Genomic DNA, 16,771 nt, shown 5'->3' with positions numbered 1-16,771 from the left:
CTTGACGAAAGAGGTTAGACAACCTTCGATCTCAAGTTAGACAACCTTTCATCGCAAGTTAGACACATCGATTTTGAGAGTTGTGCATCTGTTTTTTTTTCTCCCATGTAAGTCCGCTCGACACAAGGCTTGTAAACTGCCTTGGATACCCCTCAAAAGACCGTCATGCAGGGTGGGGAATGTCGATCAATTCGTCCCCGCCACTATATACGTAGTTGGCATATTTTCATTACTTTTGTGGAAATACCTATGAAATAAGGGATGAATAATAGTGTGAATCGTAAGAATATCAGACTTTTGGGCATTTTTTGTCCGGCCATCAAGGCCGTGACTGCTTTGTGGTTGGTATTTGCTGCCTCGTTGATGGTGGGGTACGCACAGATCGTGACCTCTCGTCAGCCCCTCGGTGTTGATGCCGGATCAGGCTTGCGCGGTGTGGCAGAACTGCCTACATTCAGGACTCCTTATTTTGATGTGGACTCCGCGCGTATAGAGATGGAGTCCGAAGATCTGCGTATGAGTCGGGCCTATGTCTTCGCCCATAAGTTGCACACCAATATAGATATCATCCGAGAGGGGCGCAGGGTCGATAGAGGAGGCCGTACGGCCTGGTACTATCGTGTACGGTCAAAGGGTGCAAAGAACCTGAACTTCTTTTTCGATGAGTTCCGCCTTCCTGAGGGTGGATTGCTCTTTATCTACACCCCTGACATGAGTCATGTGTTGGGAGGTTTCGGTGCTGTAAACAATAATAGTTATGATGCTCTCCCTACGGGCATCATCCAAGGCGATGAGGTCATCATAGAGTGTCAGATCCCGACCGGAGCGGCTCTCCCCAAGCTCAGACTGTCCGAAGTCAATCACGGAGTCAGAACTACACACGTGCCGGGTGAGCCGAGGTTTGACAACTCAAGACTCGAAGCCTCCAAATGTGCTCCGAATGTAGCGTGCATGACCGAGTATGCGGAACTGTCGAGGAGCGTGCTCGTGCTGTCGGTCAACGGGACATTGCTCTCGTCGGCTGCGATGATCAACAATACCCGCAATGACGGGACTCCGTATGTGATATCGGCTTATCACGTGTTTACTCGTGGTTGTGTCAGTATAGGATCGGTGGATCAGTTGGCCAAGACTGTTGTTGTTTTCTTCAATTATGCTTCCCCGGCGTGTTCGGGAGAAGTGAGAGGGACGGAAGAGCAGACCATGGCAGGTGCTACTCTCGTGGGTGTCGAACCCACTTCGGATGCCATCATGATCAAGCTCAACAGCAGACCGCCCAGAGACTACAATCCTTATTATTGTGGATGGAATCTTGACCCCAACCCTCGTGGATCGTTTGTCAATATCCATCATCCGAGGGTACTGCCCAAGCGTGTGACATTGTGCCACAAGACCATCAGTATAGGTACCACCAATGGTGACTCCGATCACTGTCCGTTTGCTCCCCAACGACACTGGGAGATCCCGGGATGGGACGTCGGGACGACTCAACCCGGTTCGTCCGGATCACCTCTTTTTGATGCAGACAACCTTTTTATAGGTGCGCTCACCGGCGGAGCTTCAGAGTGTGCGACACCTCATCTGCACGACTTTTTCTATGCCTTCCACAAGTTGGCAGAGATAGGGACACCCGGCAGTCAGAGTATCATCTCTGCTCTCAGACCTGACGGAGAGTCCACGATGAAGTGTTTCGGATTCAACCCCTACAAGGAGGGTGAGAGGGTCTTGCGCATTTCCCACATCGATGGAGTCAATACCCCCGATCTTATGAAAAATCTGATGAGCAAGGTCGATCGTGAAAAGCTCCTCAGTACGGCCAATGGCGTCAATGCAATAGGGGAGAAGTTCAGCCTCAAAGAGGGTGCGGAGATGTTGGGCTTTTACACAGTGATCAGACTCAAGGGTGCTCAGACTCCTGACAAGCCTATGAAGTACGCTGTGTATGCAGATGGCGGACAGGCTCCGATCATGGAGGGAGAGATCCGTTTTGACAAACTCAAGATCTATGCTGCCAAGAACTTTTCAGACAATAAGAGGTCTCCGGCTCCATATATGGAAGTCTATATGGAGCTTCCCCGGGTACTGAAGAGCAGTGACAAGAGGAGTTATATCATAGCGTTGGATATCAATAGTATAGATGAGACTATCACACCTCTCGTGCAAGAGAAACCGGAGAGCGACAATACCCTCTATTTCCGTCAAGGTAACAACTGGGAAGCTGCTTCGACATCTTCGGTGAGCCCTCTGCCGACAGGAGGAGCTCTGTGGATAGATCCTCTGATGACAGACAAAGAGGCCTATGGCCCTTCGACAGATGATGACAAAGAACTGTTCACCGTCAGAGTGTACAGTACAGACAACATAACAGTAAGTATCAACAGGGAGAGTGCCGGAGAGGCTTCGACACCTACGACTCTGGATGTCTTTGACCTCGCGGGGCGCAAGATATTCAGCCGTACGTTCACAGTACCTGCAGTGACTTTGCCGAGAGCAAACTTTGAGGGGCTGGGTGTACTCGTATTCAGAGTGCGACACAATGCTGAAAAGGCATCGCTGAAGGTTTACTTCCCTGCAACATAAAAATATCGTTGCCATATTTATGAAAAAGAGTGCAATATTTCTATCCATACTGAGCGTGATATTATCAGTGATCGGATGCGACAATACGAAGACTTTCAAAGTCTCCGGGCATGTCTCTGATGCCATCGACAAGGTCCTTTATCTCGAGCACCTCGGTCTCGATGGGGTTCAAGTAGTGGACTCTGTGAAGTTGACCGGATATGGAGCTTTTTCGTTCAAACAACCTGCTCCGGAGTATCCTGACTTCTACCGATTGAGGTTGGACAAGCAGTTCATCCCCTTTGCTGTGGATAGCGTGCGGTCTCTCTCTGTAAGTGCAGATGCGCGCAACTTTGCCACTTCGTACAGCATCACGGGTAGCGAGGATGCCATGCTCATCAAAGAGATGTGGTTGGCACAGTTGGACGTGAACGTCAAGATCTCTTCGCTCATCAATCAGTACAACCAAAATCAGATCTCTGTCGAAGATTTCCTCAGAGGAAAGGAGGCTGCAACGCGAGAATACAAAGAGCTTGCCAACAAGCACATCTTCAATGATCCCAAGTCTCCGGTAGCTTACTTTGCTCTCTTCCAGCAGGTGGGTGGTGAATATATCTTCAAACTGTATGACAAAGAGGATTCCAAGAGTTTTGCCATAGTTGCAAATGTCTATCAGGCTTACTACCCCGGTAGCCCTCGCAGTGAACATCTCTACAGTCTTGCACTTCGTTCGATTGCAGTGGTTAGAGCACAGATGAAGCAGGACCTTGCAAGAGCGCAGACCGACAGTCTCATGAAAGCCGTGACAACTCAGGAGATCGGCTACGTCGATATCGAACTTCCCGACATCAAGGGCAACATGATCAAGCTGTCGGATATAGCCCAGGGACACTACACCCTTTTGTCTTTCACTTCTATGGCAACGGAGTGGACAGCACAATACAATAGAGAATTGTCCAATCTTTACAAGGCTTTTGAAGGCAAGGGCTTACGCATCTATCAGGTCGGTTTTGATGAAGATTCGCATATCTGGAAAAGTACGGTGGAGGGTCTGCCTTGGACAAATGTGAGGGATAAAAACGGAGGTTATTCTCAACTTGTGGGTTATTACAACCTTACCTCTATCCCTACGCTCTTCATCATCAACAAGTCGGGAGAAATATCTCTAAGGGTCAAGAACTTCCAAGAGGCCAAGAGTTGGCTCGAAAGGCGACTCTGATCCGTCATAGAGAGTGCCCACTGCGAGCGTATGTCTACGAATAAGATAAGTCTCGAGATCTGTGCCAACTCGGTTGCGTCGTGCATCGAAGCCGAACGCGGAGGGGCTACGCGTGTCGAACTTTGCGCCGGCATTCCGGAGGGGGGAACGACCCCCTCGATAGGTATGTTGGTCTGTGCTCTCGAGAGCGTGTCTATCCCCGTCTTTCCCATCATCCGTCCTCGTGGAGGTGATTTCCTCTATACCGAAGAAGAGGTGCGCATCATGGAGTGTGATATCCGCATGTTTGTGGACCTCGGTGTCAAAGGCATTGTGATAGGTGCATTGACTCCCGAAGGCCGATTAGACAAGACTGTTTGTAGACGACTCATTGATGCAGCCCAAGGCGTAGAGGTGACCCTTCATAGGGCTTTCGATATGGTGAGAGATCAAGACGAAGCCTTGGAGGAAGCCATAGAGCTGGGTTTTCACCGCATCCTTACTTCGGGAGGTGCTTGGTCGGCTTTGGAGGGATTGTCAACCATTGTCGGTCTTGTCAACAAGAGCCGAGGTCGCATATCCATCATGCCCGGCTGCAGTATCAATACGGATAACATCGCCCGTATAGCATCAGAGAGCGGAGCCTCCGAGTTCCACGCCTCCCTCCGACGCACCTTACAGAGCAAAATGTTATACCACAATCCCCATGCATCCATGGGTGGCACGGTGACAATAGACGAATACAGCACTACTCGGACAGATGCTTCCACCGTTTCAGAAGCGGTACGTATACTGTCGGATATTAAGAGATAAGAATTCAGAACAAATTAAGTCATGAAAAAGATAAAACTCCTTCTCATCAATCTCGTATTGATGTTCATCCTTGTGGCTGCGGTCTTATGGGGTGTATTTTACTGGCTCAATATCTATACCCGACATGCCGATGTCGTGGAGATACCCGAGATCACAGGAATGACTATCGAGGAGGCATCCGAAGCCCTCGCTCAGCGAGATCTTTTGCTTGCCGTTACCGACTCTGTATTCAATACAAGAAAGTCCCCCGGCATCATCCTTGAGACGACTCCTACCGTGGGCTCCAAGATCAAGAGAGAACGCACGGTATTTGTCATTGTCAATGCCACAGGTACTCTCAAGCGTCAAATCCCCGCTGTCCAAGAGGTCTCTTTGCGACAAGCCATGGCTTCTCTGAGAGCTGCAGGTTTTGAAAATATCTCCGTGAAGTATGTCGGCGGAGCGCATAATGATCTTGTGCTTGCCATCAAGACTGCGGACGGTCGTCTTCTCCGCAAGGGTGACAATATCCCATACAACACACCTATTGTCCTCGAAGTATCTCTCAGTGATCCATCTCTCATGATGACCGATGATCCACTTCAGGAGGGCGAGCCCCTCATGATCGAAGAGACGGAGGACGAAAACTGGTTTTGATCCCGATGAGCATGACATCACAATACGACGAAGATCTGTCCGACCTACTTGATGAGGACGGTGACTCATCCCCTGCCGAACTATATGAGCACTTCGGCATCACTGTCGATAAGGGGCAGCAACCCGTACGCATCGATAAGTATCTCGTAGACAGGATGCCCAATGTCTCGCGCAACCGCATACAGCAGGCTGCCGATGCCGGAGTTATCTTTGTAAATCAGAAGCCTGTCAAGTCCAACTACAAGGTCAAACCTCGAGATGTGATCTCTCTGAGACTCGAGAGACCACCGTACGAGTTTGAGATCCTACCCGAAGATATACCCCTTGACATTATCTATGAGGACGATTATGTCATGGTCATCAACAAGCAGGCCGGACTTGTCGTCCATCCCGGGCACGGCAATTATACAGGTACGATGCTCAATGCCATCGCCTTTCACCTCAAAGATACTCCCGAGTATGATCCCACCGATCCGCGTCTGGGACTCGTCCATCGCATCGACAAAGACACCAGTGGGCTACTTGTCATTGCCAAGACTCCGGAGGTCAAGACTCACCTCTCCGCACAGTTTTTCGACAAGACGACCCATCGGCTTTACGAAGCCATAGTATGGGGTGCGGTGCAGGAGGACGAAGGTACGATACGCACCAACCTCGCTCGAGATCCCAAGGACAGGATGCAGATGACTACTTTCCCATATGAGGGTGAGGTAGGCAAGACCGCCGTCACCCACTATCGTGTGTTGGAGCGTCTCGGCTACATCTCTCGTGTCGAATGCCGTCTTGAGACAGGTCGCACACATCAGATACGCGCCCACATGAAGTCCATCGGCCATACGCTCTTCAATGACGAACGCTACGGAGGGCACGAGATCCTGCGAGGCAATCGCTTCAGCAAGTACACGAAGTTTGTCGAAAACAGCTTCGCTATATGCCCTCGTCAAGCTCTTCATGCCAAGACGCTCGGATTCTATCACCCGGTGTTGAAAAAGGAGTTGAGTTTTGAAGCTCCTCTTCCTGCCGACATGGTGGCTCTCATCGAGAAGTGGCGCACTTACGTCGCTTCAGGCAAGATAGAGCCCGAAGTCTGATCGGCTTTTCCCCGAATATCTTTCTTTTTTCTTTTGCCTCATTCAGAGTATAGGCTTCTCATATCTTTCCCGATATGAGCCGGCATACTCCATACCCTATCGCAGGCACGGTGCGAAGACGAGGAGTAGAAGGTTCAAAGTCAATGTGCCTACCTTGATGTGTCAAGGTAGGCTTCTTTTTTTCGGACCTCCAACTCCTATGAGTTATCATGATAGATTAGCACTTTTTTGCGGGATATGTAGTTTGTTTTTTATCTTTGTAACCGGGGGGATATGGCATTAGCTTTGTACCCTCTTTGAGCAAAAGATAGTAGAATGCCAAATCAAAAAACTGGATTTTTTATGAAGAGATCAATTTATGCCATTACAGCCTTGGTACTTATACTTGGGCTGCTGTCGTCATGCAGGGGTAAGACGGGAAATGAGCCTAACCTCATCAACGTGAATAGTGTCTCACTTAATCAGACTTCTGTCACACTCCCGGTGGGTGAGTCATTTTTACTCACTGCGACCTTGGATCCCAAAGATGCAAGTGATGCTACTCTATACTGGTCATCCTCAAATGAGAATGTAGCATCTGTCTCGTCTGAAGGTTTGGTCAAGGCTCTTGCAGAGGGAAGTGCTACTACCACGGTCACCACGAGAGATGGAGCGAAGACTGCGACATGTCTAATCGAAGTAGTCGCAAAGGAGGTGGAGGAGATAGCGATAATGACCTTTGACAAGCTCGGCACCATCGAGATCGCTGCATATCATTCTGGTAGAAAGGAGTCTGTATGGGTAGACTTAGACAATGACAATGTCAAGGATGAGGGCGAAGTCTTTCCCGAAGGTATATCTTCATATCAGAAGATTGCAATCAAAAGCAAGACAATTGTCATCCATGGTAATATCTCTATTTTGAAGGTTAAGGGAAGACACGCCGATGTAAACCTCGTTGATATTGATGTGACAAAATCCAAGAGTCTGAGGATATTAGACATTGACTATGCTCAGATAAGTCGTTTGGATGTCAGCAAAAATTTGAATTTGATTCGCTTGGTGTGTGGTAACAATAAGAAATTGAAAGTCTTGGATGTCTCCCACAATAAAGGTCTTCTTGATCTGATTTGTAAACATACTTCTGTCCCCAAGCTTGATCTTAGTCAGAACCCAAACCTCTCGATCTTGACTTGTGATGATGTCCCGGTACATCAGTCACAATTAGAAGCCCTTAGTGATATGGAATATTTATCTGTACCGAATTGCGGGTTGAACGGAGTACTTGATTTGAACCGAATGAGCCGATTGAAATCTGTATCTCTTTATAGGAATGAACTCACGGATGTAAAACTTCCCAAATCTATACACCCGGGCTTTCAGTTTTTCTCGGTAGCATCGTGCAAGATACAAAAAGAGCCTTTGGAAGCCCTTCTCAAGCTTATCCCTGACCGTACGGGAAAGAATTCGGGATATTTGTATATATCTGACAATCCGGGAACTGATGCCGTGGATGCCAACATTGCGAAGGCCAAAAACTGGGTTGTGCTCTGATTGTGTATTTTTGGAGGATTAAATTTGTGATACATAACGAAAAACAACAAGGCAGAGCACCCTCTTCATATCGGGAGGGCGCTCTGTTTTTTATCCCAAAGCGCATTCTCCAAAGTGCTATGAGTATTTAGGTGCCACATGGACTGATATATAATAAGTAAAATGTACCTTTGTATGAGAGATAAATACGGAGTGAAGCAGATGTCACTCTTTTTCTTCTACAAGTAAGGAAAATCCCCTATCTATGAATACCAATCTCCCCAATATAGCCCTCATCGCAGGAGGTTATTCCGGCGAAATGGAGGTGTCTCTCAAGAGTCAGAAGGGCATCTTGTCGTTCCTCGAAGGCGCACCGTTCAACGTCTTTCCCGTCATCATCTCTCGTGACGAGTGGGTGGTGATCTATGATGATGAGCGATTGCAGGTGGACAAAAACAACTTCACGTTTACGACGACGGCAGGGACACGCATCAAGTTTGACTATGCTTATATCACTATCCACGGTACTCCGGGGGAGGATGGTAAGCTCACAGGTTATTTCGACATGCTTGATATCCCTTACTCTTGTTGTCCTACCTTGACAGGTGCTTTGACGGCCAATAAATACGTGTGCAACCGCTATTTGAGTAGCTTTGGGATACGCATCGCTCCATCGGTGCGACTCCAACCGACAGACCATGTGCGCCCTATAGTCCTTGCCGTAGATCCCGGGTTGCCCGCTTTTGTCAAACCCAATGATGGGGGGTCGAGTGTGGCAACGACCAAGGTGACTGAGGTCGAGGGGCTTGCTCCCGCCATTGCTTTGGCTTTTCAAGAGGGGGCAGAGGTCATGGTAGAGCATCTCATCAAGGGCACGGAAGTGACTTGCGGTTGCTATGCCGATGCCGAGGGTGTACACGTCTTGCCTGTCACAGAGGTGGTGAGCCACAATGAGTTTTTTGACTACGATGCCAAGTACAACGGTCAGGTAGAGGAGATAACCCCCGCACGTATCTCTGCCGAGATGACCACACAGATACAGGATCTCACGAGAGAGATCTACGGACATCTCAATGCTTCGGGGATCATCCGTGTGGACTTCATCATCGAGGATGGTGTACCTGTCCTTCTCGAGGTCAATACGACACCGGGCATGACGGCTACAAGTTTTATCCCCCAGCAGGTCGTTGCGGCAGGACTTGAGATGGGCGAAGTCCTTACGTCTATCATCTATCATCAGATCGATAGCCACAACAAAAAACGCAAACGAAAATCATAATACAAACGTACATCATTATGAGTACAGATAAAGATACACTCTCTCAGGAGTTTGAAGACATACGCCCTCATCTCGATCATGAGGTGAGAGAGGTCCTTGGTCAGCTCAGGAATGACCCTGAGTTTTTGCCGTTTTTAGAGCAAATCCTCGCAGATGTGCCCAAGGAAAGGCAAGAGGAGGTGATGGCCAACATCCACTCCATACGAGACTTCAAAGCCATGGTGGTCTATCACGTGATGAACAAACTTGCTGCGAAGACGACGTTCTCGGTGACATCGTCGGGGAAGAGCGGACTTGATCACAGCCATAAACACACTTATATCTCCAATCATAGGGATATCATCCTTGACTCGGCTTTCCTCAATGTTATCTGCTACGAAGCCTTCGGTGCCCTTCCTCGCATTGCCATCGGAGACAACCTGCTCATCCGTCCGTGGATACGCTCGGTGGTACGTCTCTGTGACTCATTCATCGTCAAGCGTTCGCCATCGGTGCGTGAAATGCTCAAGGAGTCGATGATCCTCTCCAAGTACATCCGCAAGACCATTACCCAAGGTGAGGAGTCCGTGTGGATAGCTCAGCGTGAAGGACGTGCCAAGGACTCGGATGACCGTACTCAGCCCGCTATGCTCAAGATGCTTGCCATGAGTGGAGATGGAGATGTGGCGACAGCGTTCGGAGAACTGCATATCGTGCCCCTTACTATATCTTATGAGTATGATCCCTGTGACTATCTCAAGGCCAAAGAGATGCTCCAGAAGCACCTCAATCCCGAGCACAAGAAGACTCAGATGGATGACTTCCTCAATATGCAAGAGGGCCTTTCCGGAGACAAGGGAAGGGTGCATTATTGCTTTGGGAAGGAGTTGTCCGACCTTCACGGGCTTGTGGCGGATTGCGATGGTAAGCAGGAGCAGTTTATGCGCATTGCCGAAGCGATAGATAGAGAGATCCATCTCAACTACCGCATATATCCCGGCAACTACGTGGCGTATGATCTCTTGCATGCCGGAGATAAGTTCAAGAGCATGTACAGTGCCAAGGAACGAAGCAAGTTTGAGGCTTATCTCCAAAGTCGCTTGGACAAGATCGAAATGGAGCACAAGGATGTCAACTTCCTCACTCGACGCATACTTGAGATGTACGCCAATCCACTTATCAACCAACTTAAAGCGAAAGGAGAACTAAGATGAATATCCTGCTTATCGTAGATCCCCAATATGACTTCATCCATGGGACGCTCCCCGTCCCCGGGGCGGAGGAGGCTATGGAAAGACTCGCTAAGGTGTTGCCCCGGATGGATATCGACCATATCATCATCACGATGGATGCACACACGATAGACCATTGCAGTTTTGTCGAGCAAGGGGGCTTGTGGCCTGCTCACTGCGTGAAGTATTCTCCCGGGGCTGCCATCGACAAAGGTGTTTTTGAAGCCTTGGTGAAACGTGTACAGGCTGCCGGCACTCCTATTCACTACATGGAGAAAGCCGTTTCTCAGGATCGGGACGAATACAGCGCCTTTGCAGAGAATTATCCTGCTCTCATGGATCAGGCAGAGACGATCTATGTTGCGGGTATAGCGGGTGATGTGTGTGTCCATACTTCGGTGAATGATCTCATTGCCCACGGTCTTGCGCCCAAGATGTGTGTCATCCTTGATGCCTGCCCCAGCCTCGATGGTGGAGGTAAGCTCAGCGAACTCGTGGAGAAACAATCCTTGCGTCATACCTCAACTACCTCCTTTTGAGACTTGTAAATATTTAAATCAATCAATAAACAGAATAAGATGAATAACTGGTTTGAAGCAAAAATAACGTACGAGAAAGAAGTCAACCAAGAGGGGATGATGAAGAAAGTAAGCGAGTCTTACCTCCTCGATGCAGTCAGTTTTACCGAAGCCGAGGTACGCATAGCCGAGAAGATAGAGAGCCGTGGCTCGTTTGTCCTCAACAACCTCCGCAAGGTGCGCTATGCCGAAGTCTTTCTAAACGACAAGGCTGACAAGTTTTACAAGGCAAAAGTAGGCTTCATCACCCTTGACGAAAAAGCCGGTGTCGAAAAGAAAAAGTACGTACAGATGCTCGTACAAGCCAATGACCTGCAAGATGCTCTTGATGGTGTGAACAAGGGTATGGCGGGCACTCTCGCGGACTACGAGATCTCCGCAATACAGGAGACCACCCTCATGGATGTCTTCCCTTACGAAGTGAAGTAAGATCGGATATGTCTCAGATCGCCAGTCAGATAAAAGTTCTCAAAGAGACCCTGCCTCCCTACGTCCATCTCATCGCTGTGTCGAAGTACCATCCGGTCTCCTCGATCATGGAGGCCTACGATGCCGGTCAGCGTATCTTTGGAGAAAACCGCGTGCAGGAGCTTGTGGACAAAGCGCCTCAACTTCCCGATGATATAGAGTGGCACCTCATCGGTACGCTACAACGTAACAAGGTGAAATACGTTGTTCCCTTTGTTCATACGATACAGAGTGTCGACAGCCCTCGTCTCCTTGAGGAGATAGAGAAGCAGTGTGTCCGTCTCGGTCGCGAGGTCATCGATGTGCTGCTCCAGGTGCATATCTCCGGCGAAGAGACCAAGCATGGCTTCAGCATCGAAGAACTCAAGACTTTCCTTGCCGAAGGCGGACACCGACATTATCCCCACATTCGCATCACAGGACTCATGGCCATGGCTTCATTGACTGATGATGACAGCAAGGTAGAGCAGGAGTTTGCAGAGATGAAGCAGCTTTTTGATACTCTCAAGACAGAGTACTTCGGAGACTCCGAAGCCTTCCGTCACCTTTCTATCGGCATGAGTGATGACTATCCCATAGCCATCAGGTACGGAGCTACTTATGTCCGTGTAGGCACTAAGATTTTCGGAGAGAGAGAGTACTGATCCTACCCTCGACAGATAGCACAGGACTCCCCCTGCATGTCACAGACGCCCATTCGGGATCTGTACATGCAGGGGATTTCTCATCTCTTTGTCGAGAGCCTTTATGTTGCTTCCTTGAGATGCACTACGGATGAAGGCAAAGACCCCCTTTGGATTAACCCTTTTGAGTATGCTGTCAAGTGCAAAAAAGTGTGAGAAATATTCCCCGCGGTTGGCAGAAAAGTTTTATATTTGCTTGAAGGCGCAGGAGGCTCGGAAAGTTGCTCCTTTTCAACCTTATTGGATATTCCTGCCGCCTGATCTAACACTTCTCCACATTTCAAGTAAATGCAACAGAATAGCACCATTACAGTAGTCGTCATCGACTTTGGTACGTATGTCATCAAGGGCGCATTGGCAGAGAAGCATGCCGATGGCCAGTTTGACATCCTGTACTATGCCGACGAACCCTCCGATGACTGCATCAAGAGGGGCGTCATCTACAATATGGAGGTGGCAGCTCAGAAGGCGCAGTCGGTCATCTCTCGTCTCGAGAAACTTTACGGCAAGAAGATCAACAAGGTCTACTCCAACATCGGAGGGCATACCTTGCGCACGATACGTCACGTCGAGTCATTGGCCTTTGAGATGCCACATGAGATCACGGCAGAGGATATAGATACCTTATATGAAAAGGTCGAGGGCTTTACCCATGACAAGTACGAGCAGTTGCTCATCGACTCGCCTCAGTACTTCATCAACAGTAACTACACCACTTCTCCGATAGGAGTGCAGGCTCTGAAGATCGATGCACGATTCCAACTCATCGTAGCTAGTCCTCAGATGCGCAGCAATGTGCAGAATGTCATAGAGAAAAAACTCAATCTTGAGGTGGCAGGGCTACCTATCTCTCCTCTCGTACTGAGCAAAACCTTCCTCAACGAAGATCAGAAGAAGCTCGGGTGTGTCTTGATAGATTTTGGTAGCGGTAGCACCACGATATGTGTTTTCCGCAACGATCTCTTGACGGGTTTGCGTGTGATTCCCCTTGGTGCTCAGAACATCACAAAGGATATCATGGCCATGCACATCACCGAGAGCGAAGCCGAGCGCATCAAGAAGCAGGATGGTTCCGCCATCGCTGAGCCGAGCGATAAGTCGATGATCGAGGTCAATGCAGCGGACAAACTCTCTACCAAGCAGATATCCAAGTATGAGTTGTGTCGATTTATCGAAGCTCGTACCAAGGAGATCATCGACAATGTCGTACATCACATGAAAGAGATGATCAAGCCGGATGATATCGGCGGAGGTGTCATCGTCACCGGTGGAGGATCAGAGATGAGAGGCCTGCTCGAAAAGCTTGTGGATGCCCTAAAGATGCGCGTAGAGGTGGCTTCGGCACTTATCACCAATCACAGACAAAATACCCCATACATCAATAACCCCAAGCTTCATCTCATCTATGCGATGATCGACTACGCTTCGCAGGACTGTGTGGAGCGTCCTTTGGGAGTCCAACAGCCCGAAGCCTCTGCATTGAAAGAGAAAGAGGGTACAGATACTTACTACCCCGAGGATGCCTACATTCAAAAGCGTGAGGGCGAACAACCGTCCTTGTTTACAGAAGATGAGTTGCCTCCCGCAGAGGAAAAGGAGATCGATGTCATCCATCGTGGTAAACAATCCAAGAGGACTCCTTCTCGTAAACCAAAGGATCAAAACAAGGATGGCAAGGGTGTGGTAGAAAAACTATTGGGCTGGCTGATACCTATGGAGGAGGATTAAGTTATGGAAGATAAATTGCTACATATCAACGATAAAAAAGAAGTGAATACATCTATCATCAAGGTGATAGGGGTCGGAGGTGGTGGCGGTAATGCCGTCAATCACATGTACGACCAACACATCAAGGATGTCAGCTTCCTACTCTGTAATACCGACCGCCAGCATCTCAACAAGTGCCATATCCCCAATACCTTGTGTATCGGTGAAAAGATAACTATGGGACTCGGAGCGGGTAACCGTCCCGAGAGAGCTCAACAAGCTGCCGAAGAGAGTAAAGAAGAGATCCGTAAGGCTCTCTCCGATGGTACTCGCATGGTATTCATCACTGCCGGTATGGGTGGAGGTACAGGTACAGGTGCTGCTCCTGTCATCGCCCGTATTGCAAAAGAGATGGGTATCCTCACGGTGGGTATAGTGACTATTCCATTCCTTTTTGAAGGGCAGAGAAAGATACTCCAGGCCATCAAGGGGGTAGAGGAGATGAGTAACAACGTGGATGCTATCCTCGTGATCAAAAACGAACTCCTCCGCAAGGTCTATCCTGACCTCAAGGTGAGCGAGGCGTTTAAGCGCGCCGATGAGACCCTCACGACGGCTGCGAGATCCATCTCGGAGCTGGTGACGGACGAGGGGGATATCAACGTAGACTTTGCTGACGTCTCCACGATCCTTACCAACGGAGGTCTTGCCATCATCAGTAGGGGATTTGCCTCGGGAGCCAACAGCGTCTACGATGCGATCAAAGATGCACTGCACTCTCCTCTGGTCAATACCAGCAATTTCCAAAAGGCATCGCGTGTACTTCTCTACATCACATACAGCGAACAGTCACAGCCCGATACCGAGGTCTTTGATCACCTCAACAGCTTTATGGCTGGTATCCTCGGAGATTATGACTTCATTTGGGGTTGCGGTAGGGACGAGACGCTCGGAGATAAGGTGAGGGTGACACTCCTTGCCTCAGGATTTGATGTGCAGAATGTCATCACCGATGAGACCGTGATCGAAAAGATCAAGGAGTACTACGGTGATGATATGAAGGGAGAGTCTACTTTCCGCACGGAGACATCGGTCATCTTCACCGAGGAAGAGTTGGACGACGATACGTTCATCTCTATGATCTCTGATACCCCTACCCTCAAGCGCAGTGCCAATACGGTAGATCGTTACCGTGCGGGGCGCAAGAGTTCGGGAGACAAGAAGCAGGTCGTCGAGGGTGGTAACACTACTCCGTCACAGACCTCTGTTGCACAAGATTTTGCCTCTATCACAGAGGTGGAAAATGAGAAAAAAGATGCGCCCGAACTTGATGACGAACTCATCATGTTTGGCAGATAAAAGAAAATACAAGATATGAGTACATTAGTAGAAAAGATCAACGATGAGATAAAGAAGGCGATGCTGGCCAAGGAAAAGCTCAGACTCGAAGCCCTAAGAGCCGTAAAGAAGGAATTTCTCGAAGCCCTGACTGCCAAAGGAGCAAGTGGTGAACTCGAGGACGGTAAGGCTTTACAAATCATCTCCAAGCTCGTTAAGCAACGCGAGGAGAGTGCCAAGATCTATCGCGAACAGGCACGTCCTGACCTTGCAGAGGTCGAAGAGGCTCAGGCTGAAGCTCTCAAGGAGTATCTCCCACAGCAACTTAGTGAGGAAGAAGTGCGTGCTGAGGTCAGCGCTATCATTGCCAAGCTCGGAGTCTCTGATATGAAAGGTATGGGACAGGTCATGGGAGTGGCATCCAAGGCTCTAAGCGGGCGTGCCGATGGCAAGCTCATCGCGGATATTGTCAAAGCATTACTTTCGTGATGAGGGTATAGACAGACCACTCACTCTGATAATTATATTGATGGAGGTCCGGAGTAGCCAGAGGCTCTTCGGACCTCTGTTTTTTTGATGGGGTGTTGGTTCATGTTTTTCAAGTCTCCTCAGATATTTTTATCTTTGTACGTTATTAACGAACAAATCAGGTATGATAGAAAAAATAGATTTAACGAGTGCCGAAAGTCTCCTGAGCAAGTGGGGTAAACTTGCCATAGACTTCGGTATCAAGGTGCTTATAGCATTTGTCATCTTCTTCATAGGTCGTTGGATCATCAATCTGTTGGTCAAGTGGCTCAATCGGATGATGGTGCATCGAAATGTAGACAAGGGGGTCATCACCTTTGTCACCAGTGGGGCACGTATCACGCTCCTGATCCTCCTTTTTGTGGCGATATTGTCCAAGATAGGCTTTGAGGCTGTTTCTTTTGCAGCTCTGCTTGCTTCCATGGGGGTTGCTATCGGTATGGCCCTCAGCAACGACCTCAAGAACCTCGCAGGAGGACTTGTGCTCCTCGTGACACGTCCTATCAGAGTCGGGGATATCATCGAATCACAAAACCTCCTCGGGACCGTTACGGAGATACGTATCTTCCATACAGTGCTCACGACTCCGGACAACAAAAAGATATTTATCCCCAACGGGCTTCTCAGCAGTGGAGCTATCACCAATTATAGCATGAGTGATACCCGTCGTATCGATCGTACGGTGAGCATTGAGTACGGAGACGACTTTGATAGAGCACGTCCTGTCATCGAAGCGCTCATGCTTAGTGACAAGCGTATCCTTGAGGATCCTGCTCCACTCATCCTCTTGGACAGACTCAACAGCAGTTCGGTGGATATCCTTGTGAGATTTTGGGTGCCTTCGGAGCATTATTGGGATGTCACATGGGACTTCAACAAGAGGGTCTATGCGGAGTTCAACAAAGCCGGCATATCCTTCCCATTCCCTACAATCACCGTCAAGAAATAATCTTTACTATTATGATAAAAACAGCAGCAGGCGATCCTCGAGGATTGCCTGCTGCTGTTTTATGTTGATATAGTGAGAATCGGGTTGCTGACTCTTTTTTTAATAGATTATCTGAGAGAGTTGCCGATGTGAGAAACTCCATCGGGCTATGCCGGGGTAAGCATCTTTGTGGAGTAATTTATGGAAAGCTCGAAATCGACGTGCCACCTTGACGAATGAAG

General features: G+C 48.9%; 15 protein-coding genes. All 15 read left to right on the top strand.

Annotated features, from left to right (window positions below; translation table 11 throughout):
• Positions 1–261: 261 nt before the first annotated feature.
• Positions 262–2,580, top strand: a complete 2,319-nt coding sequence (locus tag Q4A14_RS00985; RefSeq protein ID WP_303169280.1) for a hypothetical protein — start codon at positions 262–264, stop codon at positions 2,578–2,580.
• A gap of 19 nt (positions 2,581–2,599) precedes the next feature.
• Entirely contained in the window at positions 2,600–3,778 is a 1,179-nt protein-coding gene (locus tag Q4A14_RS00980; protein ID WP_303169279.1) for a thioredoxin-like domain-containing protein, read from the top strand.
• Between the two features lie 30 nt (positions 3,779–3,808).
• Positions 3,809–4,570 (top strand): copper homeostasis protein CutC, encoded by a 762-nt coding sequence (locus tag Q4A14_RS00975; RefSeq protein WP_303169278.1) that lies wholly within the window; start codon positions 3,809–3,811, stop codon positions 4,568–4,570.
• Between the two features lie 21 nt (positions 4,571–4,591).
• Positions 4,592–5,206 (top strand): PASTA domain-containing protein, encoded by a 615-nt coding sequence (locus Q4A14_RS00970; RefSeq protein WP_303169277.1) that lies wholly within the window; start codon positions 4,592–4,594, stop codon positions 5,204–5,206.
• 11 nt (positions 5,207–5,217) lie between these two features.
• Positions 5,218–6,297, top strand: coding sequence for an RluA family pseudouridine synthase (locus Q4A14_RS00965; protein ID WP_303169276.1), 1,080 nt, complete (start codon positions 5,218–5,220; stop codon positions 6,295–6,297).
• Positions 6,298–6,639: 342 nt separating this feature from the next.
• The gene (locus Q4A14_RS00960) at positions 6,640–7,830 is read left to right on the top strand and encodes an Ig-like domain-containing protein (protein WP_303169275.1); all 1,191 of its coding nucleotides are present in this window, start codon (positions 6,640–6,642) and stop codon (positions 7,828–7,830) included.
• A 244-nt stretch (positions 7,831–8,074) separates the two neighbouring features.
• On the top strand, positions 8,075–9,088 hold the full coding sequence (locus Q4A14_RS00955; protein ID WP_303169274.1) for a D-alanine--D-alanine ligase: 1,014 nt from the start codon (positions 8,075–8,077) through the stop codon (positions 9,086–9,088).
• A 17-nt stretch (positions 9,089–9,105) separates the two neighbouring features.
• Complete coding sequence (locus tag Q4A14_RS00950; RefSeq protein ID WP_303169273.1) at positions 9,106–10,281, top strand: 1-acyl-sn-glycerol-3-phosphate acyltransferase; 1,176 nt, start codon at positions 9,106–9,108, stop codon at positions 10,279–10,281.
• Positions 10,278–10,838: an isochorismatase family protein gene (locus tag Q4A14_RS00945; protein ID WP_303169272.1), complete on the top strand. Its 561-nt coding sequence runs from the start codon at positions 10,278–10,280 to the stop codon at positions 10,836–10,838. Before Q4A14_RS00950 ends, Q4A14_RS00945 begins: the two co-directional genes overlap by 4 nt.
• 39 nt (positions 10,839–10,877) lie before the next feature.
• Entirely contained in the window at positions 10,878–11,306 is a 429-nt protein-coding gene (locus tag Q4A14_RS00940; protein WP_303169270.1) for a DUF4494 domain-containing protein, read from the top strand.
• 8 nt (positions 11,307–11,314) lie between these two features.
• Positions 11,315–11,989 (top strand): YggS family pyridoxal phosphate-dependent enzyme, encoded by a 675-nt coding sequence (locus tag Q4A14_RS00935; protein ID WP_303169268.1) that lies wholly within the window; start codon positions 11,315–11,317, stop codon positions 11,987–11,989.
• A gap of 327 nt (positions 11,990–12,316) precedes the next feature.
• Entirely contained in the window at positions 12,317–13,756 is a 1,440-nt protein-coding gene (gene ftsA / locus Q4A14_RS00930; protein WP_303169266.1) for a cell division protein FtsA, read from the top strand.
• A gap of 3 nt (positions 13,757–13,759) precedes the next feature.
• Positions 13,760–15,094 (top strand): cell division protein FtsZ, encoded by a 1,335-nt coding sequence (ftsZ, locus tag Q4A14_RS00925; protein ID WP_303169264.1) that lies wholly within the window; start codon positions 13,760–13,762, stop codon positions 15,092–15,094.
• Between the two features lie 15 nt (positions 15,095–15,109).
• A complete protein-coding gene (locus tag Q4A14_RS00920) occupies positions 15,110–15,562 on the top strand; it encodes a GatB/YqeY domain-containing protein (RefSeq protein ID WP_303169263.1) in 453 nt (150 codons plus the stop codon).
• A 163-nt stretch (positions 15,563–15,725) separates the two neighbouring features.
• Positions 15,726–16,550 (top strand): mechanosensitive ion channel family protein, encoded by an 825-nt coding sequence (locus Q4A14_RS00915; RefSeq protein ID WP_303169261.1) that lies wholly within the window; start codon positions 15,726–15,728, stop codon positions 16,548–16,550.
• The last annotated feature ends 221 nt before the right edge of the window (positions 16,551–16,771 follow it).

Origin of the sequence: Porphyromonas sp. (genome assembly GCF_030529325.1) — a bacterium.
Taxonomy (GTDB): domain Bacteria; phylum Bacteroidota; class Bacteroidia; order Bacteroidales; family Porphyromonadaceae; genus Porphyromonas_A.
This window is presented reverse-complemented; position numbering and strand designations above follow the sequence as displayed.